The organism is Amycolatopsis suaedae (genome assembly GCF_004214935.1).
In the GTDB taxonomy this organism is placed as follows: Bacteria; Actinomycetota; Actinomycetes; order Mycobacteriales; family Pseudonocardiaceae; genus Amycolatopsis; species Amycolatopsis suaedae.
The window spans coordinates 1-21,885 of sequence record NZ_SFCC01000004.1; the positions used below are offsets into that span (position 1 = coordinate 1).

At 71.7% G+C, this 21,885-nt stretch carries 20 protein-coding genes; 11 read left to right on the forward strand and 9 right to left on the reverse strand.

What is annotated here, in order from left to right:
- The 4 genes from EWH70_RS08405 to EWH70_RS08420 all read right to left on the reverse strand — a co-directional run.
- Positions 1 to 470 (reverse strand): CoA-binding protein (locus tag EWH70_RS08405; RefSeq protein ID WP_205669068.1); only part of this gene is annotated, 470 nt, incomplete at its 3' end.
- Between the two features lies 1 nt (position 471).
- Positions 472 to 1,638, reverse strand: coding sequence for an ADP-forming succinate--CoA ligase subunit beta (gene sucC, locus EWH70_RS08410; RefSeq protein WP_130474737.1), 1,167 nt, complete (start codon positions 1,636 to 1,638; stop codon positions 472 to 474).
- A gap of 129 nt (positions 1,639 to 1,767) precedes the next feature.
- Entirely contained in the window at positions 1,768 to 2,124 is a 357-nt protein-coding gene (locus EWH70_RS08415; protein ID WP_130474738.1) for an ANTAR domain-containing protein, read from the reverse strand.
- Positions 2,121 to 3,938: a hypothetical protein gene (locus EWH70_RS08420; protein ID WP_130474739.1), complete on the reverse strand. Its 1,818-nt coding sequence runs from the start codon at positions 3,936 to 3,938 to the stop codon at positions 2,121 to 2,123. Before EWH70_RS08420 ends, EWH70_RS08415 begins: the two co-directional genes overlap by 4 nt.
- A gap of 402 nt (positions 3,939 to 4,340) precedes the next feature.
- Here EWH70_RS08420 and EWH70_RS08425 point away from each other — a divergent pair, with 402 nt between their 5' ends.
- Complete coding sequence (locus EWH70_RS08425) at positions 4,341 to 5,171, forward strand: M23 family metallopeptidase (protein WP_130474740.1); 831 nt, start codon at positions 4,341 to 4,343, stop codon at positions 5,169 to 5,171.
- 272 nt (positions 5,172 to 5,443) lie between these two features.
- Here the strand turns inward: EWH70_RS08425 and pcrA are convergent, their stop codons facing one another.
- Complete coding sequence (gene pcrA / locus EWH70_RS08430) at positions 5,444 to 7,822, reverse strand: DNA helicase PcrA (protein ID WP_130474741.1); 2,379 nt, start codon at positions 7,820 to 7,822, stop codon at positions 5,444 to 5,446.
- A 111-nt stretch (positions 7,823 to 7,933) separates the two neighbouring features.
- On the opposite strand from pcrA, the gene EWH70_RS08435 reads away from it, so the two are divergent.
- The 7 genes from EWH70_RS08435 to EWH70_RS08465 all read left to right on the forward strand — a co-directional run bounded on the left by EWH70_RS08435 (position 7,934) and on the right by EWH70_RS08465 (position 14,671).
- Complete coding sequence (locus EWH70_RS08435) at positions 7,934 to 8,353, forward strand: DUF1707 SHOCT-like domain-containing protein (RefSeq protein ID WP_130474742.1); 420 nt, start codon at positions 7,934 to 7,936, stop codon at positions 8,351 to 8,353.
- A gap of 171 nt (positions 8,354 to 8,524) precedes the next feature.
- Complete coding sequence (locus EWH70_RS08440; RefSeq protein WP_130474743.1) at positions 8,525 to 8,794, forward strand: chorismate mutase; 270 nt, start codon at positions 8,525 to 8,527, stop codon at positions 8,792 to 8,794.
- Between the two features lie 204 nt (positions 8,795 to 8,998).
- Positions 8,999 to 9,316 (forward strand): hypothetical protein, encoded by a 318-nt coding sequence (locus EWH70_RS08445; protein WP_205669069.1) that lies wholly within the window; start codon positions 8,999 to 9,001, stop codon positions 9,314 to 9,316.
- Between the two features lie 299 nt (positions 9,317 to 9,615).
- A complete protein-coding gene (locus tag EWH70_RS08450; protein ID WP_130474744.1) occupies positions 9,616 to 10,770 on the forward strand; it encodes a hypothetical protein in 1,155 nt (384 codons plus the stop codon).
- A 163-nt stretch (positions 10,771 to 10,933) separates the two neighbouring features.
- Positions 10,934 to 11,815 (forward strand): hypothetical protein, encoded by an 882-nt coding sequence (locus EWH70_RS08455; protein WP_130474745.1) that lies wholly within the window; start codon positions 10,934 to 10,936, stop codon positions 11,813 to 11,815.
- A gap of 156 nt (positions 11,816 to 11,971) precedes the next feature.
- Positions 11,972 to 13,555, forward strand: coding sequence for a serine/threonine-protein kinase (locus tag EWH70_RS08460; RefSeq protein ID WP_130474746.1), 1,584 nt, complete (start codon positions 11,972 to 11,974; stop codon positions 13,553 to 13,555).
- Between the two features lie 96 nt (positions 13,556 to 13,651).
- Entirely contained in the window at positions 13,652 to 14,671 is a 1,020-nt protein-coding gene (locus EWH70_RS08465) for a serine/threonine-protein kinase (protein ID WP_240686878.1), read from the forward strand.
- An 8-nt stretch (positions 14,672 to 14,679) separates the two neighbouring features.
- Here EWH70_RS08465 and EWH70_RS08470 read toward each other — a convergent pair whose 3' ends face one another.
- On the reverse strand, positions 14,680 to 15,597 hold the full coding sequence (locus tag EWH70_RS08470; protein WP_130474747.1) for a LysR family transcriptional regulator: 918 nt from the start codon (positions 15,595 to 15,597) through the stop codon (positions 14,680 to 14,682).
- 82 nt (positions 15,598 to 15,679) lie between these two features.
- Here EWH70_RS08470 and EWH70_RS08475 point away from each other — a divergent pair, with 82 nt between their 5' ends.
- Entirely contained in the window at positions 15,680 to 16,591 is a 912-nt protein-coding gene (locus EWH70_RS08475; protein WP_130474748.1) for a DMT family transporter, read from the forward strand.
- A gap of 30 nt (positions 16,592 to 16,621) precedes the next feature.
- Here the strand turns inward: EWH70_RS08475 and EWH70_RS08480 are convergent, their stop codons facing one another.
- Together EWH70_RS08480 and EWH70_RS08485 are read right to left on the reverse strand one after the other, a co-directional pair.
- On the reverse strand, positions 16,622 to 17,296 hold the full coding sequence (locus EWH70_RS08480; RefSeq protein WP_130474749.1) for a response regulator: 675 nt from the start codon (positions 17,294 to 17,296) through the stop codon (positions 16,622 to 16,624).
- A gap of 40 nt (positions 17,297 to 17,336) precedes the next feature.
- A complete protein-coding gene (locus EWH70_RS08485) occupies positions 17,337 to 18,629 on the reverse strand; it encodes an ATP-binding protein (RefSeq protein WP_240686910.1) in 1,293 nt (430 codons plus the stop codon).
- Between the two features lie 170 nt (positions 18,630 to 18,799).
- Between EWH70_RS08485 and EWH70_RS08490 the strand changes: the two genes are divergently transcribed.
- Positions 18,800 to 20,065 (forward strand): PspC domain-containing protein, encoded by a 1,266-nt coding sequence (locus tag EWH70_RS08490; protein ID WP_130474751.1) that lies wholly within the window; start codon positions 18,800 to 18,802, stop codon positions 20,063 to 20,065.
- Positions 20,058 to 20,252 (forward strand): hypothetical protein, encoded by a 195-nt coding sequence (locus tag EWH70_RS08495; RefSeq protein ID WP_130474752.1) that lies wholly within the window; start codon positions 20,058 to 20,060, stop codon positions 20,250 to 20,252. Before EWH70_RS08490 ends, EWH70_RS08495 begins: the two co-directional genes overlap by 8 nt.
- Positions 20,253 to 20,276: 24 nt before the next feature.
- Here the strand turns inward: EWH70_RS08495 and guaA are convergent, their stop codons facing one another.
- Positions 20,277 to 21,824 carry a glutamine-hydrolyzing GMP synthase gene (guaA, locus tag EWH70_RS08500; protein ID WP_130474753.1) on the reverse strand — a complete coding sequence of 516 codons (1,548 nt, stop codon included), beginning with the start codon at positions 21,822 to 21,824 and terminating at the stop codon, positions 20,277 to 20,279.
- Positions 21,825 to 21,885: the final 61 nt, after the last annotated feature.

Below are 21,885 nucleotides of genomic sequence, written 5' to 3' on the forward strand. Positions count from 1 at the left end.
ACCAGACCGATCCTGCCCGCACCGGTGATGTCGGCCGGGATGATGCCCGCGTTCGACTTACCCGGGCTGATCACGCCGGGGCAGTTCGGGCCGATGATCCGCGTCCTGTTGCCCTTCGCGACGGCATGCGCCCAGAAGTAGGCCGAGTCGTGCACCGGGATGCCCTCGGTGATCACCACGGCCAGGCCGATCTGCGCGTCGATCGCCTCGATCACGGCGTCCTTGGCGAACTTCGGCGGCACGAAGACGACCGACACGTCGGCGCCGGTCTCCTTCATCGCCTCCTCGACGGAGCCGAAGACGGTGAGGTCCTTGCCCTCGATGGTGACGGTCTGCCCGGCCTTGCGGGCGTTGACGCCGCCCACGATGTTGGTACCGGACTTGATCATCTTGGTGGCGTGCTTCATGCCCTCGGAGCCGGTGAGCCCCTGCACGATCACCTTGCTGTTCTCGTTCAGGAAAATCGCCATGTCACGCCCTCGCCGCGAGCTCGGCGGCCTTGTCCGCCGCGTTGTCCATTGTGTCCACCAGCGTCACCAGCGGGTGGTTGGCATCGGCCAGGATCTTCCGGCCCTCGACGACGTTGTTGCCGTCGAGCCGGACCACGAGCGGCTTGGTGGCGTTGTCGCCGAGGATCTTCAGCGCCTCGACGATGCCGTTGGCGACCGCGTCGCAGGCGGTGATGCCACCGAAGACGTTCACGAACACGCTCTTGACGTCCGAGTCGCCCAGGATGACGTCCAGGCCGGCGGCCATGACCTCGGCCGAGGCGCCGCCGCCGATGTCGAGGAAGTTCGCCGGCTTCACGCCGCCGTGCTTCTCGCCCGCGTAGGCCACGACGTCCAGAGTGGACATCACGAGGCCGGCGCCGTTGCCGATGATGCCGACCTCGCCGTTCAGCTTGACGTAGTTGAGGTCCTTCGCCTTGGCCTTGGCCTCCAGCGGGTCCTCGGCCTCCTTGTCGACCAGGGCCCCGTGGCCCGGCTGACGGAACGCGGCGTTCTCGTCGAGGGTGACCTTGCCGTCGAGGGCGATGACCTTGTCCTGCGGGTCGCGCACCAGCGGGTTGACCTCGACCAGCGTGGCGTCCTCGGAGACGAAGGTCTCCCAGAGCTTGACGACCACGTCGGCGGCCTCGTCGATCACCTCGGCCGGGAAGTTGCCCTGCCGCAGGATGTCCAGGGCCTTGGCCTTGTCGACGCCCGCGATCGGGTCGACCGGGACCTTGGCCAGCGCCTCGGGACGCTCGACGGCCAGCTGCTCGATCTCCACGCCGCCCTCGGCGGAGGCCATGGCGAGGAAGGTCCGGTTGGCGCGGTCCAGCAGGAAGGAGAAGTAGTACTCCTCGGCGATGTCGGAGGCCTGCGCCACCAGCACCCGGTGGACGGTGTGGCCCTTGATGTCCATCCCGAGGATGGCTCCGGCCTTCTCCTCGGCCTCGGCCGGGGTGTCGGCCAGCTTCACGCCGCCCGCCTTGCCGCGGCCACCGGTCTTCACCTGGGCCTTGATGACGACCTTGCCGCCGATCTTCTCGGCCTCGGCGCGGGCCTGGTCGGTGTTGCTCGCCACGGAGCCGGGAAGAACCGGCACGCCGTGGGCGGCGAAGAGATCCTTCGCCTGGTACTCGTAGAGATCCACTACTCCAGTCTCCTGACGACACGCCGCGGTGCTGCGTGCGAAGCGCTGCGCTGCACTGTGCTGCTGCTGGGACGTCCCGACCCTAGCGACCGGCGCCGGAGGCGGGGACTCCGCACCCGGTGAACTCGGTCACCGGGGTGCCCGCGACCTGGGATCTGTGGTGCAGATCGCCTCGACCGCCACCGTGGTCACCCAGTCGGCGGCCAGCCCCGGGTCGGTGAACACCCGGGTGAGCGCGGTGCCCGCGGGGGCCTCGCCGTAGCCGAACACCACGCGGCCCGGCAGCGCCGCGGCCAGCTCCGCGGCGCCGGACAGGTCGGGGCCGATCCCGACGAGCGCCGGGTCCTCCTGCTCGACCGCGCGCACCAGGTGCGGCACCGGGCCCGCGTCGCCGAGCACGATCACCTCGGCGCCCGCGTCCCGCAACCGCCTGGCCAGTTCACCGAGGCCGCCGGCGCCGGTGTCGGCGAGCAGGACCCGGATCACCGCAGCGCCCCGGCGCGGCCGGCCACCGCGGCGATCACCAGCGCGACGACCGCGGCCAGTGCCAGCCAGAGGCCGACCGCGGGAGCCGAGCCGGCGATGTTGCCGCCGACCAGCGGCAGTTCCACCGCCCGGAAGCCGAGCACCACGACGGAACCCGCCAGCAGACCGGTGGTGAGCCCGGGGCGGGTGTAGGCGGCGGCCAGCTGCGCGCCCAGCAGGACGAGCAGGGCGAGCAGCAGCCCCGCCCAGGAGACGGCCTTCAGCGTCAGGGCCGTCGGCGCGGTGTAGTCGGGTGCCGACACGACCGGGGTCACGAAGGCGGCGATGGTCAGCACGGCCGTCACGACCAGTGGCGCCAGGTGGCGGCCCGAGGTTCCGGATCGCACCGGTTCGCCGCCACGTCCGGACGCCGGCCTGGCCCGGCTCGCGACCGCGTCGTCGGCTTCCTCACGCTCGATCATGCCGCCGACCACGGCCGCCACCGCAGCCGACGCAGCGGCGACCATGGCGACAACGGTCCACCACACGCCGGGGCCGACGGTCACCAGCCGGCTCACCTCGGTGGCCGTCGCGGCGGTGTCCAGCACGGCGGTCCCGGCGACCGGCACCACGACCCACGCCACCGCCAGCACCGGACGGCACGCCCGGCCCACCTTCGGCAGCAACACGGCGAGGCCGAGCAGGCCGACGACCACTCCGGCCGTGACGAGCAGGCCGGTCGCGGGCGACTCCGGCACCTTCGCCGGCGGCAGCCCTTCGACCAGGGCGACGCCGGCGAGCTGCTCGGTCGTACCCCCGAGCACGGCGGCGGCCCCCGCGACGACGGCCAGCACGGCCGTCACCCAGGCGACCCGGCCACTGCCGGGCAGCCGCTGCGGTCCGTCGGCCGGATCCGCGGGCGAGGACACGTCGCCGAGCCGGGTCGCGGCCGTCACGGCCAGCAGCACGGCGGCGGCCAGCAGCACGACCGGTCCGGCGGCCAGGGTGACCACCGGCACGACGGCCGCGCTGACCAGGTTCGGCACCGCGATCGCCACCAGCACCGTGGCCAGGCCGACGAGAACGCCCCTGACCACCGACGCCGAGCCCGAGATGAACGCGACCACCATCGCCAGCGGCACGGTCGCGGCCATCAGCAGCCCGCCCGCGAGCACCAGGGACGAGCTCTCGAACGCCCCGCCCGCCACCAGGTAGACCGAGGTGGACCCCACCGGCGCCATGAGCAGGCCGACGACGGCCAGCAGCACCGCAGCGAGCGCGACGACCGCCCAGCCCCGGGCCCGCACCTCGCGGTCGCCCTCGCTCAGCGCCTCGGTCTCGGCGCGGCTGTGCGCCACGGCGAACGCACCGGCCGCGACCCACACGACGTGCCCGGCCATCAGCAGCCACCATCCGGCGGCGGGCGCGGGCGAGCCGAGGGTCGTCGGCAGGTACAGCTCGGGCCGCGCGGTGGCCGAGCCGTCGACCGCGAACTGGAGGTCGACCAGTGCCCGGCCGGGTGCGAGCGCGGCGGCGCCCACGATCAGGCCGGCCAGCGCCGTCGTCCGGCCCCGGGCCGCCAGCAGCAGCGAGACAGCCAGCGGCAGCAGAGCCAGGGCGATCAGCAGCGGTCCGCTGCCGAACCCGCGATCAGCCGCGCCTTCGAGCACCGGCAGGGCATAGCCGGCGCACAGCAGGCCGGTCGCCACCACGAGCAGCGCCGTCGCCACCTGCAGCGTGGCGGACCAGCGCTCCTCCAGCGTGGCGCCGATCGCCGGACCGGACGGTGCGGCGGACGACGGACGGGACGAGCGGGTCCTCGGACGGGAAGTCATCGCGGGCGACGCTAGCAAGCGCCGGCGGACCCCTTCCCGCACGTGTCACGGCGAGCCGTGCGGCCGGGTCTGGCAACTGGATTTCGCCTTCCCGACACCCGCCGTGGGCAACCTCAAGGACTACCCAAGGGTTGCGCAGCTGTAACACAAGTCACACTGACGGAGTAATTCCTCCTCTACGTTGGGTTATACCTGCAGTTGAAGCGTCGAAGCGCAAGCATCATTCGGCCGACACGCCAGCCGGATCTTGCTCTCACCGGTGCCCCTTCGTTACTGTCCCCCGGTCCCCATTACAGTCAGGTCACGAATGGGATGGCGGGCAACCACCCCCGGGGTTGCCCATCGGGATCCCCCGCCCGATACGTCCCGCCGATCTGACCCCCGAGTACGGAAGGCCCTGTCTTGGCTCGACACCGCTCCCCCGGCGGCCAAGCTCCTTCCCCGGCACTCGAAGACGCACTGGACGGTGCGGTCGTTCGGGTCCGGGGCACCCACCGGCTCCCCCCGCCGCCTTCAGCGCTGCGTGGCCGGGTCGTGGTTGCCGCCGTGGCAGCCGGCGCGTTCGCCGCCGCCGCAGCCGGATCGACCCTCCAGTCCCTGGCCTCGGGCGAGTCCGACACCAAGGTTCAGCCCCTGGCCAGCGCGCAGGACGCCAGCGCCTCCTTCGGCGTGGGTGGCGACACCAGCGTCGTCGGCACCGCGACCCCGGAACTGCTGCCGGTGTCGCGCAGCACCGACGCGTCGGCCGAGGTCGAGAAGCTCACCGACAGCGAGAGCGTCACCAACGCCCGTGAGAAGCGCGAGGCGGAAGCCGCCCGCAAGGCCGCGGAAGAGGCCAAGCGCCCCAAGGTCGTGAACCCGTGCCCCGCGGCCCGGTTCACCTCAGGCTTCGGTGCCCGGTGGGGCACGAGCCACAACGGCATCGACCTCGCCGCCCCGATCGGCACGCCGATCCTGGCCGCGGCCGACGGCACCGTCATCGAGGCTGGCCCGGCCAGCGGTTTCGGCCTGTGGGTACGCATCCAGATGAGCGACGGCACCGTGCACGTCTACGGGCACATGAACGACTACTCGGTCCGCGTCGGCCAGAAGGTCAAGGCTGGCCAGCAGATCGCCGAGGTCGGCAACCGCGGCCAGTCCACCGGCCCGCACCTGCACTTCGAGGTCTGGTCCGGCGGCAGCAAGAAGATCGACCCCCGGTCCTGGCTGCGCGAGCGCGGCGTCTCGCTGTAACTCATCCCGTACGGCGCCCTTCGGCGCCGCTCCCGGCCGCGGTGGGCAGCCGACACGTCGTGCCCACCGCGCGGTCCTGGTGCCGCGCGTGAGCCTGCTGCCGCGGCCCCCCGGCCCCGTCTCGTCGCTCCCGCGCATCCTGTACCCCCTGCCTCCCGGGTCGTAAACCTTCGAACTCTTGTTCGACTCAGGTATAGCAGGGCGGTCCGACAGTTTCCATCACCCACAGGTGGAGCCCGCCTCCCGATGTCTCCGCCGGGAGGCGGCTGCGGCTAGAGCTTCACCATGGGGACGCTGCCGATCAGCATCAGCTTGACCTTCCCGGAGGCGCCGAAGTCGATGGTCGCCGTCGCCCTCGGGCCGGTGCCGTCCGCGGCCACCACGGTGCCCAGGCCGTACTTGTCGTGGCTGACCCGGTCGCCGACCTCCAGCTTCAGCGCGACGGTGTCCTTCCAGCCCTTGAACGACGTCGTCCGCATCCCGCGCTCGGCGATGCCCGCCTGCGCGGAGTCCGCTCCGAACGACGAACGGCGGCCCCAGGTGGTCGCCGCCCTCGGCGAGCCGGACTGCTTCGGCGCCGCCCGGCGCCAGTCGAGCAGGTCGGCGGGAATCTCGTCGAGGAAGCGGGACTCGGGATTCGTCATCGGCTGGCCCCACGCGGTGCGCATCAGCGCACGCGACACGTACAGCCGCTGCCGCGCCCTGGTGATCGCCACGTAGGCCAGCCTGCGCTCCTCGGCCAGCTCCTTGGGATCCGACAGCGCCCGCAGGTGCGGGAACACGCCGTCCTCCCAGCCGGTGCAGAACACCACCGGGTACTCCAGGCCCTTCGCGGTGTGCACGGTCATCAGGGTGACCACACCGGCGTCGGCACCGCCCTCCTCGTCGGGCGAGGGGATGGAGTCGGCGTCGGCGACCAGGGCGACCCGCTCCAGGAACGCGGGCAGCGACCCCGGCTGCGGCAGCCCCTCGTCGGCTGGCCCTGCCTCGGCGGCCTGGACCGCGGCCTCGGTGAACTCCCTTGCCACGGTCACCAGTTCGGTCAGGTTGTCGACCCGGGAGGCGTCCTGCGGGTCGTCGGAGTCCTCCAGCTCCTGGCGGTAGCCGGTGCGGTCGAGGATCTCCTCCAGGACGTCGGCGACCTCCCTGCCCTCGTCCACCAGCCCGGTCAGCCCGTCCAGCAGCTCGACGAACCCGCTGATCGCCCGCTGCGACCGCGGGTTGAGCAACGGCACCTCGCCCGCGGACGCGGCCCGCAGCGCCGCGGCGAAGGAGATCCGCTGGCGTTCGGCGTGGGTGGCCACCACGGCCTCGGCCCGGTCGCCGATGCCCCGCTTGGGCACGTTGAGGATCCGCCGCAAGCTGACCGTGTCCTCCGGGTTGGCCAGCACCCGCAGGTACGCCAGCATGTCCCGGACCTCACGGCGCTCGTAGAACCGCACGCCGCCGACGACCCGGTACGGCAGCCCGAGCCGGATGAAGATCTCCTCGAACACCCGCGACTGGTTGTTGGTCCGGTAGAACACCGCCACGTCGGAGTAGTGGATGGCACCGGAGTCGGCGAGCGCGTCGATCTCGCCCGCGACGAACGCGGCCTCGTCGTGCTCGTTGTCGGCGACGTAGCCGACGATCTTCTCGCCGTCGCCCGCGTCGGTCCACAGCCGCTTGTCCCTGCGGTTGGGGTTGCGCGAGATGACCGCGTTGGCGGCGGACAGGATCGTTTGCGTGGAACGGTAGTTCTGCTCCAGCATGATCGTCCGCGCGTCGGTGAAGTCCCGCTCGAACTCCTCGATGTTGCGGATCGTGGCGCCGCGGAAGGCGTAGATCGACTGGTCGGCGTCACCCACCACGCACAGCTCCGCCGGCTCGACGCCGGACTCGGTGACCTCGGTGCCGACCAGCTCGCGCACCAGGGTGTACTGCGCGTGGTTGGTGTCCTGGTACTCGTCGACCAGGACGTGCCGGAACCGCCTGCGGTAGTGCTCGGCCGTCTCCGGGAACACCTGCAGCAGCTCGACGGTGCGCATGATCAGGTCGTCGAAGTCGAACGCGTTGGCCAGCTTCAGCCTGCGCTGGTACTCGGCGTACACCTCGGCGACCCGGCGCTCCAGGTCGTTGGTCGCGGCCGCGGCGGCGTCGTCGGCCGACTGCAGCTCGTTCTTCAGGTTCGAGATGTGCACGGCCAGCGTGCGGGCCGGGTAGCGCTTGGGGTCGAGGTCGAGATCCCTGGCCACCAGCGTGATGAGCCGCTTGGTGTCGTCGGCGTCGTAGACCGAGAAGCTGGACGACATCCCCAGCGTCTTCGCCTCCCTGCGCATGATCCGCACGCACATGGAGTGGAACGTGGACACCCACATCGCGTTGGCGCGCCTGCCGACCAGCTCGCTCACCCGGTCCCGCATCTCGGCGGCGGCCTTGTTGGTGAACGTGATCGCCAGGATCTGCCCGGGATGCGCGTCGCGCTCCGCCAGCAGGTAGGCGATCCGCCTGGTCAGCACCCGGGTCTTGCCGGAACCGGCCCCGGCGACCACCAGCAGCGGCGCACCGGCGTGCGTGACCGCCTCGCGTTGGGCCGGGTTGAGGTCGTCGAGCAGCTCGGCGTGCCTGCCTGCGGGCGGGGTCTGGGCGGGGAGGTCGAAGAGGGTGTTCATCAGGTGTCCACGCTACTCGCCGGGGCCGACGGTGTACCGCACCAGGCGTAGGCACAACTGCCGCTCGCCGTCCGACGCGGTGGCCCGTTCGCCCGGCGCACCATCGACGACATGACCACTCCCGAACTTCCCGACATCCCGGCAGGCAGGACCAGGGCGTCGGACGCCGAACGCGAACAGGTGGCCACGCGGATCCAGGCCGCGGGCAGCGAAGGCAGGCTCACGCTCGCCGAGACCGACGAGCGGGTCGCGGCCGTGTACGCCGCGGTCTACACCGACGAACTGGCGCGGCTGACCGGAGATCTGCCGGAGCGCGGGAACGACGCCCGGCCGTCCCGGCGCCGTGCCGTCAGGTGGCCCGCCCATCCCGCGCTGCGGGTGCACGCGGCGGTCGCCGCGGTGATCGCGGTGCTGCTGGTGGTGCGGTGGGTCATCTCCGGCGTGCCGTTCTTCTGGCCGGCCATGCCGATGTTCTGGCTGGCGGTCAGCCTGATCGTGCACGCGAGGGTGCGCGCCGCGCGAGCTGTGTAGTATCTGGGTCGTGCACGCTCACACCAGGCGATTTTTCTACGGGACCCGGACTCCGGCTCCCGTGATGGTGTAGTGCCAGAAACCCCATTCACCCCGAGCCCCGGAGTCCACGGACCCGGGGCTTCGTCGGCTCAGGGATCCGGCGGGCCTCCGGAAGAAGGAGAAGCCCCGATGAACGCTCAGGACGCCCTGCCCTCCTCCGAGGACATCTCGGCGCTGCGCGAGGAGATCGACTGGCTGGACGCCGAGATCCTGCGGCTGGTCAAACGCCGCGTCGAGGTGTCCCAGACCATCGGCAAGGCGCGGATGGCCGCGGGCGGAACGCGCATCGTCTACAACCGCGAGATGGACGTCCTGGCCCGCTACCGCGAACTCGGCCCGGAGGGCCGCCAGCTGGCGATGGCGCTGCTGAACCTCGGCCGTGGCCGCCTGGGCAGGTGAACCGTCTTTAGCCCGCTAAAGCCGCCTGCGCCGCACCGGTCGGGCCGTCGGCGTCTGGACCGACGAGCCCCAAGCTCGCGCAGCGAGCGACGGCGAGGAGGGAAGACGCCGACTGAAGGGCCCGACCGCGCCCGAGCGAAGCGAGGGCCAAGGACACGTCTTTAGCCCGCTAAAGCCGCTTCGGAACGCTGGGATAGTGGAGTCATGGGAACCATCATCAACCTGATCGCCGTCATCGTGGCGATCGCCAGTGTGCTGGCCGCGCTCGGCCACGCCGGTTATCTGGCACTGCTGAACAAGGCGGCCAACACGCGCGCGGGCGGCTCACCGGTCGCGGAGTACGTCCGCAGCCGGTGGGCGGTCGCGGGCGGCACCACCGCGGCCTCGCTGCTGGCCTGGCTCATCACCGCGAGCGACGCCGTGCCGATGGACATCCTCGCCATCCTGCTCGCGGCGGGCAGCGGAGCTGTAGCGACCAAGGCTCTCCAGTCCACCCAGCAGAAGTACCGCAGCGGAGGCTGAGTCCACGTCACGACGGTCCAGTGACACTCTGAGTCAGTCCCGCTCCCACCTCAGCGACACCCGTCGGAGTGAATTTTCTGCAACTTGCAGTTTTGGGGTTCCGTTGCAGGCGGAGACTCATAGGCTGGGCAGGTGCGGACCGTCGCGTCTGGATTGACGCGCGTGGCCGGTGAGGCCTCGCGCGCACCCGCCGATGCGCGTGCAGAATGGCGTGCAGATGCCCCGTGCTCCGCTCGTCCGTTCGGCTTAACCGGACCGGCAACGCCGTCAGCAGGCAGGGGAGGAGGGGTCCAGTCAGCATGACGGGCAGGACCGACTCCACACGCGGCGGCAGGCACCGTGTCGGCGCAGGCACCTGGACACCGACCGTTCCGGCGCAAAGCGGCGGGACCCGGCACAACCACCACGAGCAGATCTCCGGGTCGCTCCCGACTCCGCTGATCTCCCGCATCCTGGAGGCGGGCAGGCAGCCCGACCCCAGCCACGGCTCCACGAGCGGCCTGCTCCCGCTCCCCGAGGCCGACCCGCTGCCGGTCCCGCGTACCGAGCAGCCGAGCGAACCCCCCAAGCGCACCAAGGTCACGCTCATCCCCGCCCCTCCCGAACCCGAGCCGGTCCCCGCTCCGGTCGCGTTCACCGAAGTAGCCGAACTGAGCCCGGACGCCGACGATCCCGCCCGCATCTACGTCGCCCCGCAGCCGGACGGGCTGAGCACGTTCGACCTCGGCTCGGTGCCCGCGTCGGTCACCCCGCCGCGTACCTGGCGCAAGGCGGCCTGGTTCGCCACCGTCTCCTCCGGCGGCGTGGTCGTCGCGCTGCTGCTGGCCGGCTCGTTCCTGGTCGACCGGCCCGAGGGCCAGCAGATCATCAACGGCTGGCCCGGAGAACGTGGCGGCGGCGCCCCGCTGATCCAGGGCGAGCTACCGCTGGACCAGTCGAGCGACAGCGGCACACCGCTGTCGTCGGAGACCTCCGGCTCGACCGCCACCAGCATCCCGGCGGACACCTCGTCGCTGACCGGCTCCCGATCGGACACCTCGCGGCCCCGCTCGACGACCACGCCGTCCACGACGACCAGGCCGGTCCCGCAGAAACCCGGCCCCAGCCGGGCGTCCTGGGAGGCCGACAAGACCAGGTACTGGACGGCGCCGGTGAACCAGCCGGAAACACTGGCCAAACAGTCGCAGCAGTTCTACGACATGGTCACCGAGAACCCCGAGGGCGCCCACTCCATGACCGGCGGCGAACTGCGCCAGCAGGGCCCGGACGGGCTGGAGAAACGCTACTCCGACGTCGCGTACTTCCAGGTCAAGCACGTCGACGTGCACCAGTACGAGGGCGAGGGCATGACCGTCAGCACCGTCGAGGTCGTGCACAAGGACGGCACCAAGTCGGTCGAGAAGCGCACCCTGACCTTCGGCGAGGGAGCGAAGGTCGAGACCGAGCGCGCGTAGGCCATTCGCCGTACGCGGGACTGGTCTACGTGGGTGACAGTGAGTGCCGCTCGTCGTTCGCGGAGTACCCTCCACCGATCGAACCTGGCTCCAGGGAGTGTTCACACGGTTACCTGTCCCCAGGCGAGAAAGTCCCTACCGCGACCCAAAGGCGAACAGCCCCGTGCACGAACCGCACTCGACGAGACCGGCACCGGACGACGTCCGGCTGGAGGATGTCGTCCCCGCCGACCTGCTGGACGACGCCGCCGTCGACCGTGAGTACCTGGAGAAGGTGCTGCGCAGCCCGCAGAACTTCCTGCCCGCGCCACGCACCGACGAAGCACCACCCGCCGACCCGGAGCCCGAGCAGCCGGAGAGCAGGCTCGCGCGCCGGGCCAAGCTGATCGGGCTGCTGGGCGCGGCCACCCTGCTGTCGGCCGCGGTGGTCACCGCCGCACTGGCCGACAGCGAACTCGTCAACCCGCCCGGCCACGCACACCACAACGCCCAGCCGCCGGAGATCACCGGCGTCGCCGCGCTGGGTGGCTTCGCCTCGCCCGGCGCCGGCGAGGTGCTGCCGCACGACCACGACCATCCCCACGACACCACCGCCACGACCAGCCAGACAGGCACACTTCCGGCCGGGGCGGGCGAAAAGCCGGGCGGCACCCCGGCGCAGACGGAGATCGCCGGTTCGACCTCCGGCACGACCGGCACCACCCCGGGCAGCACCGGCATGACCTCGGCGTACTCGACGAACCCGGTCGAACTGGTGGAACGGTTCTACGAACTCGTCGACCGCTCCCCGACCGAAGCGCTGGGGATGCTCGCCACCAGCCTCATCGGCGGCCAGACCGGCGAGCTGGTGCGTTCGTGGAGCGCGATGGAGTCGGTCCGCGTCGAGGACGTCACCACGCAGGCGGACGGCGTCGTCCGCGCCGTGGTCACCCTGGTCCAGCCGGACGGCAGGCACCTGCGGATCGTCCAGCTGCTGCGGTTCTCCGAAAGCCGGCCCGGGACGATCATCGACGCGCGACTGTTGTCGGCCCAGCACGTTTCGTGACCCGGTGCCGAATGTGTGTGCACAGAGTGAGGGCCTAGCCTAGTTGCGAATTGGTCTCGGCAAACCGGCCCACAGACCATCACGATGTGCATACGCTCCAGGGCAGTGTTCGGGCGAATGGCCGCGCCGGACACCCAGCCCCCAGAAGGAGGTCGCGTGAGCGACGAGGGTCGCCTGGTCGCCGACCGATACCGCATCGTCCAGCGGATCGGCACGGGCGCCATGGGTGCCGTCTGGCAGGCGCACGACGAGGTGCTCGGTCGCACCGTGGCGATCAAGCAGCTGCTGCTGCAACCGGGGCTGGAGGACCACGAGGCCGAGGACGCCAGACAGCGCACCATGCGCGAGGGCCGGATCGCGGCGCGGCTGCATCACCCGAACGCGATCACGGTGTTCGACGTCGTCACCGACGACAACGGCCAGCCCTGCCTGATCATGGAGTACCTCAACTCCACCAGCCTCGCCCAGGCACTGCAGGAGCACCGGACCCTCCCGCCGATGGAGGTCGCCAGGATCGGCGCGCAGATCGCGGCGGCGCTCAAGGAGGCGCACGCGGTCGGCATCGTGCACCGCGACATCAAGCCGGGCAACATCCTGCTCGCGGGCAACGGCCACGTGAAGATCACCGACTTCGGCATCTCCCGCGCCAAGGACGACGTCACCGTCACCAAGACCGGCATGATCGCCGGCACCCCCGCCTACCTGGCCCCCGAGGTCGCCATCGGCGGCGACCCCGGGCCGGAGTCGGACGTGTTCTCCCTCGGCTCGACGCTGTACGCGGCCTGCGAGGGCCAGCCGCCGTTCGGGCTGAGCGAGAACACGCTGGGCCTGCTGCACGCCGTCGCCGCAGGCCAGATCAACCCGCCCCGCCAGTCCGGCCCGATGACCAGCGTGCTCGCCGTGATGCTGCACCCGGACGTCGCGCACCGGCCGACCGCCGAGGAGTGCGAGGAACTGCTCGACGCCGTCGCCAGGGGCGAGACGCCGCTCGGCGGGCCTGCCGACGACCGCACCAGGGCCGTCGGCGCGGTCGGTGCCGCGGCGGCCGGTGGTGCCGTGGGCGCGGCCCTGGCAGGCGACCTGGACGAGGACGACCTCGCCGGGGCACGCTCGGGCACCCTGGAGGCCGCCACCCCGGTCGGCGGCTACTACGACGACGAGCCGGAGGACGGCTACCCGCCCGCGGGCGACTACCCCGAGGACGACTACGACAGCTACCCGAGGGCGGACGGCGCGACGATGGTCGCCGCCACGCCTGCGGACCCGGACGCCACCCGCGCCGTCGCCCCGGCCGCCGTCGACGACTACTACGACGACTACCCGCCCGAGCCCGTCGAGGAGCGCAAGGCCGGCTGGAAGAAGCCAGCGGCGATCGCGACGGCCGCGGCGGTCGTCGTGGGTGCGGCGGTCACGGTGTGGCTGCTCAGCGGCAACTCGCAGGGCAACACCGAGCAGCCAGCCGGTCCGGCGCCGTCGACCAGCCAGTCGCCGGTGAGCAGCCCGACGGACGCCTCGACGAGCGTGATCAGCCCGACCGAGAGCACGACCCAGTCGTCGGAGAACGAGACCACCAGCAGCAGGCGGCCGAACCCGGGCAACGGCAACACCCGGACCTCGGAGAACGAAGGGCCCGGTAACTCGCAGACCAACGAGCCGACCAAGACGACGTCGCCGACGCGCAACACGCCAACCTCCACACAATCGTCAACCGAGTCGCCGCCGCCGGGCGGCAACGCCTGACAAACCGCCTGGTCACGACCATTGCGGCGGGCACCGTCGCTCACCCGTTAGTGTGGGTTATCGACCATGACCATCGGTATGACGCGGGGTAATTCAGTGGGTGCAGCAGGCTCCCAGGGCGCGCTCGTCGGCGGCCGCTATCGGCTGGATCAGCCGATCGGCCGAGGGCGCGGTGGAATCGTGTGGCTGGCCTACGACACCAGGTTGCACCGGACGGTCGCCGCCAAGCGGATGTACCTGCCGCCCGGGCAGGACGAGGCCCAGGCCGAGCGTTCCCGTGCCGTCGCGCTGCAGCAGGGCCACGACGCGATGCGCGTCGACCACCCGTGTGCGATCACCGTCCACGACGTGGTCCGCGACGGGCCGGACGTGTGGCTGACGATGGAGTACGTGCCCTCCCGCAACATGGTCGAGTTCCTCGCCGAGCACGGGACGCTCACCCCCGAGCAGGCGGCGTTCCTCGGCATCCAGCTGGGCAAGGCGCTCACCGCCGCGCACCAGGCCGGGGTGCCGCACCGCAACCTGCAGCCGGGCAACGTCCTGCTGGCCGACGACGGCGGGGTCAAGCTGACCGACATCGGCATCTCCGGCTGGTCCGACCCGGCCTACCGCGCGCCGGAGGTGGCCAGGGGTGAGCTGCCGACGAGCGCGTCGGACGCGTACTCGCTGGGTGCGACGCTGTTCGCGGCCGTCGAGGGAGTGCCGCCGTGCGGCGCGGACGGGCTGCAGCCACAGGTGCCGCCGAAGCACACCGGCGCGCTGACCGGCGCCCTGCTGAAGCTGCTGCGTACCGAACCCGGCCTGCGGCCGACGATGGCCGACACGATCGCGTCGCTGAGCGCCATCACCGAGGGCAACCAGCAGGCGTTCATCCCGCCGACGGCTCCGGCCATGCCGCGCCCGCACTTCCCGCCGCCCGGACAGCCGGGGCACCCCGGTTATCAGGGGCAGCCGCCCCAGGTGCACCAGCCGACCGCCGTCGGCGGTCAGGCTCCGGTACCGCCGCGCAAGCAGCTCGACCCGCAGCTGGTGCGCCGCTGGATCCTGATCGCGCTGGCCGTCATCGTGGCCGTGAGTGTCGGCATCGGCGTCGTCGAGGTCTTCTTCCTGATGTGACGGCGTCTTTAGCCCGCTAAAGACGCCGGGGCGGGGCGGCGGACGACGGCGAGTTCGGCCAGCAGGCGGCGCACGACCGGGCGGTCGCGGGCCCTGGTGGAGACCGCGGCGGCGATGGCTCGCACCGGCTCCGGCCGGGTCACCTTGCGGACCACCACGCCCGGGTGCGGCCGGTCCAGCCCCAGCTCCGGCAGCAGCGTCACGCCGACGCCCGCCGCGACGAAGCCCTGCGCGGTCTCGAAGTCGTCGGCCTCCACGGTGAACCGCGGCGCGAACCCGGCCGCGCCGCACGCCTTGAGGATCAGCTCCCGGCACGGGCCGACGAACGGCTCGTTGCCCACCCACGGCTCCTCGGCCAGGTCGGCGAGGTCGACGACGGCCCGCTCGGCGAGCGGATGCCCGGCGGGCAGGACCGCACGATAGGGATCGTCGAGCAGGTGGACGACCTCGACGCCGTCCGGAACGGGCCGCAACCGCGGCGACACGACGATGGCGACGTCCGCCTCGCCGGAAACCACCTGCGGCACCGGGTCGTCCGGCTCGAACAGGCGCAGGTCCAGCCGCACGCCGGGGAACTCGGTACGCACGGCCGCGACGGCGGGCGGCAGCAGCGCGGCGCCGGCCGTGGCGAAGTAGCGGATGGCCAGCCTGCCGGTGCGGCCCGCCTTCAGCTCGGCCAGTTCGGCTTCGGCCTTGGCCAGCTGCGCGGTCACCTCCTCGGCGTGCCCGGACAGCAGCAGACCCGCCGCCGTCGCCCGGACCCCGCGGCCGGCGCGCTCCAGCAACTCGATCCCAGCCTCCCGCTCCAGGGTGGCCAGCTGCTGGCTGACAGCGGACGGCGTGTATCCCAGATTCCGGGCAGCGGCACTGATCGAACCGCTGGTCACGACGGCTCTGAGCACCTGAAGACGGCGAACGTCCAGCACACGGCCATCTTACAGCGCAGCTTAACGATCCCTACAGTTTTAGTCGCTTGTCTTCAGCTATCCGCTGCCCGAAGCTGCGAAGGTGACCGAGGTTCGGACGTTGCTGCGGATGGCCGCACTGGCCCTGATGTGGGGTTCCAGCTTCCTGTGGATCAAGCTCGCGCTGAACGCCTTCTCCCCCGTTCAGCTGGTACTCGGCAGGGTCGCGCTGGGCGCCGCCGTGCTGATCGGCCTGGTCTACCTGCGCCGGGGACGCCTGCCAGGGCGCGGTCCGATCTGGGGCCACCTCACCGTCGCCGCGCTCCTGCACTGCGCGGTGCCGTTCACCCTGTTCGCCATCGGTGAGCAGACCGTCGACTCCGGCATCACCGGCGTCATCAACTCGACCACTCCGCTGTGGGCGCTGCTCACCGCGGTGCTCTGGCGGATGGACCGCGACCTGTCGGCCACGCGGCTGACCGGGCTGCTGCTGGGCATCGCGGGCACCGTGGTCATCTTCGCGCCGTGGCAGGCGTCCGGCCTGGTCAGCTGGGGCGCGCTGGCCTGCCTGGCGGCGTCGGCGAGCTACGGCGTGGTGTTCGTCTACGAGGAGCGTTTCCTGTCCGGCAGCGGTGAGTCGCCGGTGGCGCTCGCCGGCACGCAGATGCTGCTGGCCAGCGGATTCCTGGCGCTGGCGATGCCGGTCGGCGGGATGACCCCGGTGCACCTGGACATCGGCGCGATCATCGCGGTGACCATGCTCGGCCTGTTCTCCACCGGCGTCGCGTTCGCGCTGAACTACCAGCTGCTGGCCACCGAGGGCGCGGTGGCGGCGTCTGCGGTCGGTTACCTGCTGCCGGTGGTGTCCGTCCTGCTCGGCGCCGTGTTCCTGGGCGAGAACGTCGACCTGCGGGTGATCGCGGGAATGGTGGTGGTGCTGGCCGGGGTCGCGCTGACCCGCGTCAAACGCCGGTCGGCGGCACTGGAAGCCGTCGCGGAACCCGCGCGAAGCTAATGTCCCGCACCGGAAATCCGGTGCGGGACACTAGACCAGCCTGCGGTCGGAAGCCCACCGGGACAGCTCGTAGCGGTTGGACAGCTGCGTCTTCCGCAACACGCTGGACACGTGGGTCTCCACCGTCTTCACCGAGATGAACAGCTCGGAGGCGATCTCCTTGTAGGCGTAGCCCCGGGCGAGCAGGCGCAGCACGTCGCGCTCGCGCGGGGTCAGCAGGTCCAGCTCGGGGTCGCTGATCGGCGCGGAGCCCGGCCGGTCGGCGAACGCGTCGAGCACGAAACCGGCCAGCCGCGGCGAGAACACCGCGTCGCCGTCGGCGACCCGGACGATCGCGCGGACCAGTTCCTTCGAGGAGATCGTCTTGGTGACATAGCCGCGCGCGCCCGCGCGGATCACGGTGATCACGTCCTCGGCGGCGTCGGACACCGACAACGCGAGGAACACGACGTCGGGCAGCTCGGGCCGCAGCCTGCGCAGCACCTCCGCGCCGCCGCCGTCGGGCATGTGCACGTCCAGCAGCACCACCTGCGGGCGCGTGCGGGTGATCCCGGCGACCGCCTCGGCCACCGAGCCCGCCTCACCGACGACGCTCACCTCCTCGGTGATCGACTCCAGTTCGGCGCGCACCCCGGCGCGGAACAGGGCGTGGTCATCGACCAGGAACACCGCTACCGGCCCGCGCCGCTGTTCGCTCTGCGTCATGTCCGCCTCCCGAGACGTGTCCGTGGCCGAGGATACGGGGTCACGCCGCCTTCCCCACCTTGAGCGGCATCCCCAGCTGGACCTCGGTCCCCTCGCCGGGAGCGGTGCGCAGCTTGCAGGTCCCCCCGTTGCGTTCCATCCGGCCGCGGATCGAGTCGGCCAGGCCGTGCCGGTCGTCGGAGACGGCGTCCGGGTCGAAGCCCTTGCCGCGGTCGCGGACGAACACCGTGACCGCCGTCGGCTCGACCTCGGCGAACACGCTGACCTCGTCCACCCCGGCGTGCTTGGCGGCGTTGACGATGGCCTCGCGGGTGGCCAGCACCAGCGCGGCCAGCCGCTCGTCCAGCTCGGTGTCGCCCACGACGACCTGCTGCACCGAGATGGCGAACGTGTCCTCCACCTCGCCGCAGGCGACCGCGATCGCCTCGGACAGCTGCCCGGACGGCCCCGACGCGGCACCGGGCGGCGGCGGTTCGGCCGCCCGGTCCTTGTTGCCGTAGCCCGCCGGCCCGTACAGCCACCCCCGCAGCTGCCGTTCCTGGCTGCGGGCCAGCCGCGCCACCTCCCTGGGCTGGTCGGCCTGTTTCTGGATCAGCGCCAGCGTCTGCAGGACCGAGTCGTGCAGGTGCGCGGCGATCTCGGCCCGTTCCTCGGTCCGGATGCGGGCCCGGCGCTCCTCGCCGAGGTCGCGCACCATCCGCACCCAGAACGGCACGGTCAGCACCGCCACGCCGATCAGCGTCGCGACCACCGCGACCAGTGCGAACTGCACCTGGCCGAGATCGCCCCCCTGCCACACGACGACGGCGATCCCCGTCATCACCAGTGCGACCCCGGCCAGGATGCGGAACGCGGCCGACCAGCCGCCGCCCCCCAGCAACGCGCCGGTCACCCCCGACTTGGCCCCCGCGCGCCAGCGGCGGCGCTGCGACTCGTCCGCCTCCCGCCAGACGACCGCGGCACCGATCAACGCCACCGCCAGTGGTCCGGCGACCCAGCCGTTGAACAGCCCGGTCACCGCACCGCTGACGGCCGCCAGCCCCACCCCCAGCGCCAGCAGGCCGGCGGCTTGCTGACGCTCCCTGCTCGACGGGGCTGTCGTTTCCTCCCTCGACTGTGGCACGAACACCCACAGCAGGCCGTAGGCCAGCAATCCGGCTCCCCCGAGCGCGGCCAGCATGGCGAACACGGCCCGTACCCACAGCACCTTGACCCCGAGGTGGTCGGCGAGCCCCCCGGCTACACCGGCCAACGCCCTGCCGGGGCGCCGCCGGTACATCTTCGGCGGCTCCTCCGGTACGACCAGGTCTGCCGAGTCCCGCACTGTCCCCATGGCGTCCGGTGTCGCCGTGGTGAGGGTCTCGGATTCGGTCTGCTCTGGCACGTCACCCATGGTCACACGGCCGGGGCCGCCGATCCATCGGGGAAACCCCTGATCAACGTCGGCAAGTTCAGGGGTGTTCCCGGATGTCACCTGCCCGCTCGTGACGGATGCTGGTCACCATGAGTGGTGCAGCGACGGACGCTTCCAAGCGTCGCGGGGGTCTGGCCGCGGTCGAGGACACGGTCACCGACTTCTGGGCGAGCCGTCCCCGCCGGGTCAAGCGGGGCCGCAAACTGGCAGGCATCGCCGCCGGGATCGGCCGGCGCTACGGCATCGACCCGGTCGTCGTGCGAGTGGCCCTGGTGGCCGCGACGGTGTTCGGCGGCGTCGGCCTGCTGGTGTACGTCCTGGCCTGGCTGCTGTTCCCCGACGAGCACGACGAGGTGTCCCCCGTCGAGGCGTTGTTCGGGCGCGGCCGCAGCTCGACGTCGAAGGCCTTCACGGTGGTGCTCGGGCTGGCTCTGATCCCGCTGGTGACCGGCACGTTCGGCGGAATCGGGTTCGACGGCGGCTCGTTCCTCGGCCTCGGCCTGCTGTTGCTGGGGCTGTATCTGCTGCATCGCGGGCGCGGGCACCTCAACCGGCCGGTCTCCCCGGCCGTCGAGCGCGGCCCCGCCGCCTTCTCCCTTTCCGACTCCGACGAGGGGACCACCGTGACCACTGCCAAGGACGCGCCGGGGGCCTGGGACCCGCTGGGCGCCGCTCCCTTCGCCTGGGACCTGCCCGACCCGGCCCAGCCGCCGCCGGTACCGAGCCCGCAGCCGGAGCCGCCGGTCGTGCGGCGGCAGCGGTCGAAGGTCACCGCGGCGACCGTGGCCGTCGCGGTCACCATCGCCGGTGTGCTGACGGTGCTGGGCATCACCCTGGGCGGCTGGTTCACCGCGCCGCACATCATCGGCGTGACGCTGGGCGTGCTGGGCGTCGGCCTGGTCGCCGGGGCGTTCTCCGGTGGGGCGCGCGGCCTGGTCGGCTGGGCGATCCCGCTGTCGATCGCCGGTGTGGCGCTCACCGCCATCCCGTTCCACGAGATCCCCGGTGGCGTCGGCAACCTGGACGCCCGGCCGCTGACCGCCGCCGAGGTGCGGCCGGTGTACGAGCACGCCTTCGGCGACATCGACGTCGACCTGACCGCGCTGCCGGCGGATGCCGTCGTCAGCACCCGGGTCCACTCCGGTGCCGGGTCCAACACGGTGATCGTGCCCGCCACCGCCGACGTGACGTTCACCTGCGAGAGCAAGGTGGGCGACGTCGAGTGCCTCGGCAGGGAGACCTCGGGCGTCGGCAACGACCCGGTGACCGGGTTCGACGCCGGTGAGCCCGGCGGCCCGGTCATCACCGTGGATGTGTCCAGTTCGGCGGGAAGTGTGCAGGTGCGACGTGGCTGACAACGAAATCCGCAGGTTCGACGGCGTGAGCCTGGTCGGCGGGATCGTGACCCTGGGCGTGGCCGGGTTCGTGCTGTCCGGCGGGAGCTGGTTCGGCGGGCTCGACCTGCGCTGGATCCTCGCCGTCGGCGCGGTCCTGGTCGGGGTCCTGATGCTGGTCGCGTCCGTCCGCGGGAAGCGTCTTTAGCGCGCTAAGGACGGCGTCCGGGGGTCACTCCCACTCGATGGTGCCCGGGGGCTTGCTGGTCACGTCCAGGACGACCCGGTTGACCTCCGGCACCTCGTTGGTGATGCGGGTGGAGATCCGCTCCAGCACGTCGTAGGGCAGCCGGGTCCAGTCCGCGGTCATCGCGTCCTCACTTGACACCGGGCGCAGCACCACCGGGTGACCGTAGGTGCGGCCGTCGCCCTGCACGCCGACGCTGCGGACGTCGGCGAGCAGCACCACCGGGCACTGCCAGATGTCGCGGTCCAGCCCGGCGGCGGTCAGTTCCTCGCGGGCGATCGCGTCGGCGGCACGCAGGGTCTCCAGCCTGGCGGCGTCGACCGCGCCGATGATGCGGATGCCCAGGCCGGGGCCCGGGAACGGCTGGCGGTGCACGATGGTCTCCGGCAGGCCGAGTTCCAGGCCGACCCGGCGGACCTCGTCCTTGAACAGCAGCCGCAGCGGCTCGACCAGCTCGAACTGCAGGTCCTCGGGCAGCCCGCCGACGTTGTGGTGGCTCTTGATGTTCGCGGTGCCCGCGCCGCCGCCGGACTCGACGACGTCGGGGTAGAGCGTGCCCTGGACCAGGAAGCGGTAGTCGCCCTGGGCCTTCAGGTCGCGTTCGGCCTGCTCGAAGACGCGGATGAACTCCCGGCCGATGATCTTGCGCTTCTGCTCGGGGTCGGTGACCCCGGCCAGTGCCGAGAGGAACCGCTCGCGGGCGTCGACGGTGACCAGGTTCACCCCGGTCGCGGCGACGAAGTCCCGCTCGACCTGGGAACGCTCACCGGCACGCAGCAGCCCGTGGTCGACGAACACGCAGGTCAGCCGGTCACCGATGGCGCGCTGCACCAGCGCGGCGGCCACGGCGGAGTCGACCCCGCCGGACAGGCCGCAGATCGCGCGGCCGTCGCCCACCTGCCGCCGGATCGCCGCGACCTGCTCCTCCACAATGGACGACGTGGTCCACTGTGGACGGATACCGGCGATGTCGTGCAGGAAGCGGCGCAGCACCTCCTGACCGTGCGGCGAATGCCCGACCTCGGGGTGGTACTGGACCCCGGCGAAGCGGCGCCCGGTGTCCTCGAACGCGGCGACCGGCGCACCCTCGGACGTGGCGGTGACCGTGGCGCCCTCGGGGGCCTTGGTGACGCTGTCGCCGTGGCTCATCCAGGCCGGGTGCCTGCGCGGCAGCTCGTTGTGCAGCACCCCGGCGTCGTCGGTGACGGTGACCTCGGTGCGGCCGTACTCACGGGAGCCGGTGTGCTCGACCGTGCCGCCGAGCGCCTGCACCAGCAGCTGGTGGCCGTAGCAGATGCCGAAGATCGGCACGCCCGTGTCGACCAGGGCGGGATCCATGCCCGGGGCGCCCTCGGCGTAGACGCTGGACGGGCCGCCGGACAGGATGATCGCCGCGGGGTCCTTGGCCATCAGGTCGGCGACCGGGGTGTCGTGCGGCACGACCTCCGAGTACACCTGGGCCTCCCGAACGCGGCGGGCGATCAGCTGCGCGTACTGCGCCCCGAAATCCACGACGAGCACCGGTCGAGCCACCGAACCAACCTCCTGGGTACACCTGCGACGACACCATCGTCGCAGGTGAACAACGACGTCT

Coding starts and splice junctions, on each gene's coding strand:
- EWH70_RS08420 (WP_130474739.1), bottom strand. CDS start 3,938: ATGACTTCCCGTCCGAGGACCCGCTCGTCCCGTCCGTCGTCCGCCGCA.
- pcrA (WP_130474741.1), bottom strand. CDS start 7,822: ATGAACACCCTCTTCGACCTCCCCGCCCAGACCCCGCCCGCAGGCAGG.
- EWH70_RS08435 (WP_130474742.1), top strand. CDS start 7,934: ATGACCACTCCCGAACTTCCCGACATCCCGGCAGGCAGGACCAGGGCG.
- EWH70_RS08440 (WP_130474743.1), top strand. CDS start 8,525: ATGAACGCTCAGGACGCCCTGCCCTCCTCCGAGGACATCTCGGCGCTG.
- EWH70_RS08445 (WP_205669069.1), top strand. CDS start 8,999: ATGGGAACCATCATCAACCTGATCGCCGTCATCGTGGCGATCGCCAGT.
- EWH70_RS08450 (WP_130474744.1), top strand. CDS start 9,616: ATGACGGGCAGGACCGACTCCACACGCGGCGGCAGGCACCGTGTCGGC.
- EWH70_RS08480 (WP_130474749.1), bottom strand. CDS start 17,296: ATGACGCAGAGCGAACAGCGGCGCGGGCCGGTAGCGGTGTTCCTGGTC.
- EWH70_RS08485 (WP_240686910.1), bottom strand. CDS start 18,629: ATGGGGACAGTGCGGGACTCGGCAGACCTGGTCGTACCGGAGGAGCCG.
- EWH70_RS08490 (WP_130474751.1), top strand. CDS start 18,800: ATGAGTGGTGCAGCGACGGACGCTTCCAAGCGTCGCGGGGGTCTGGCC.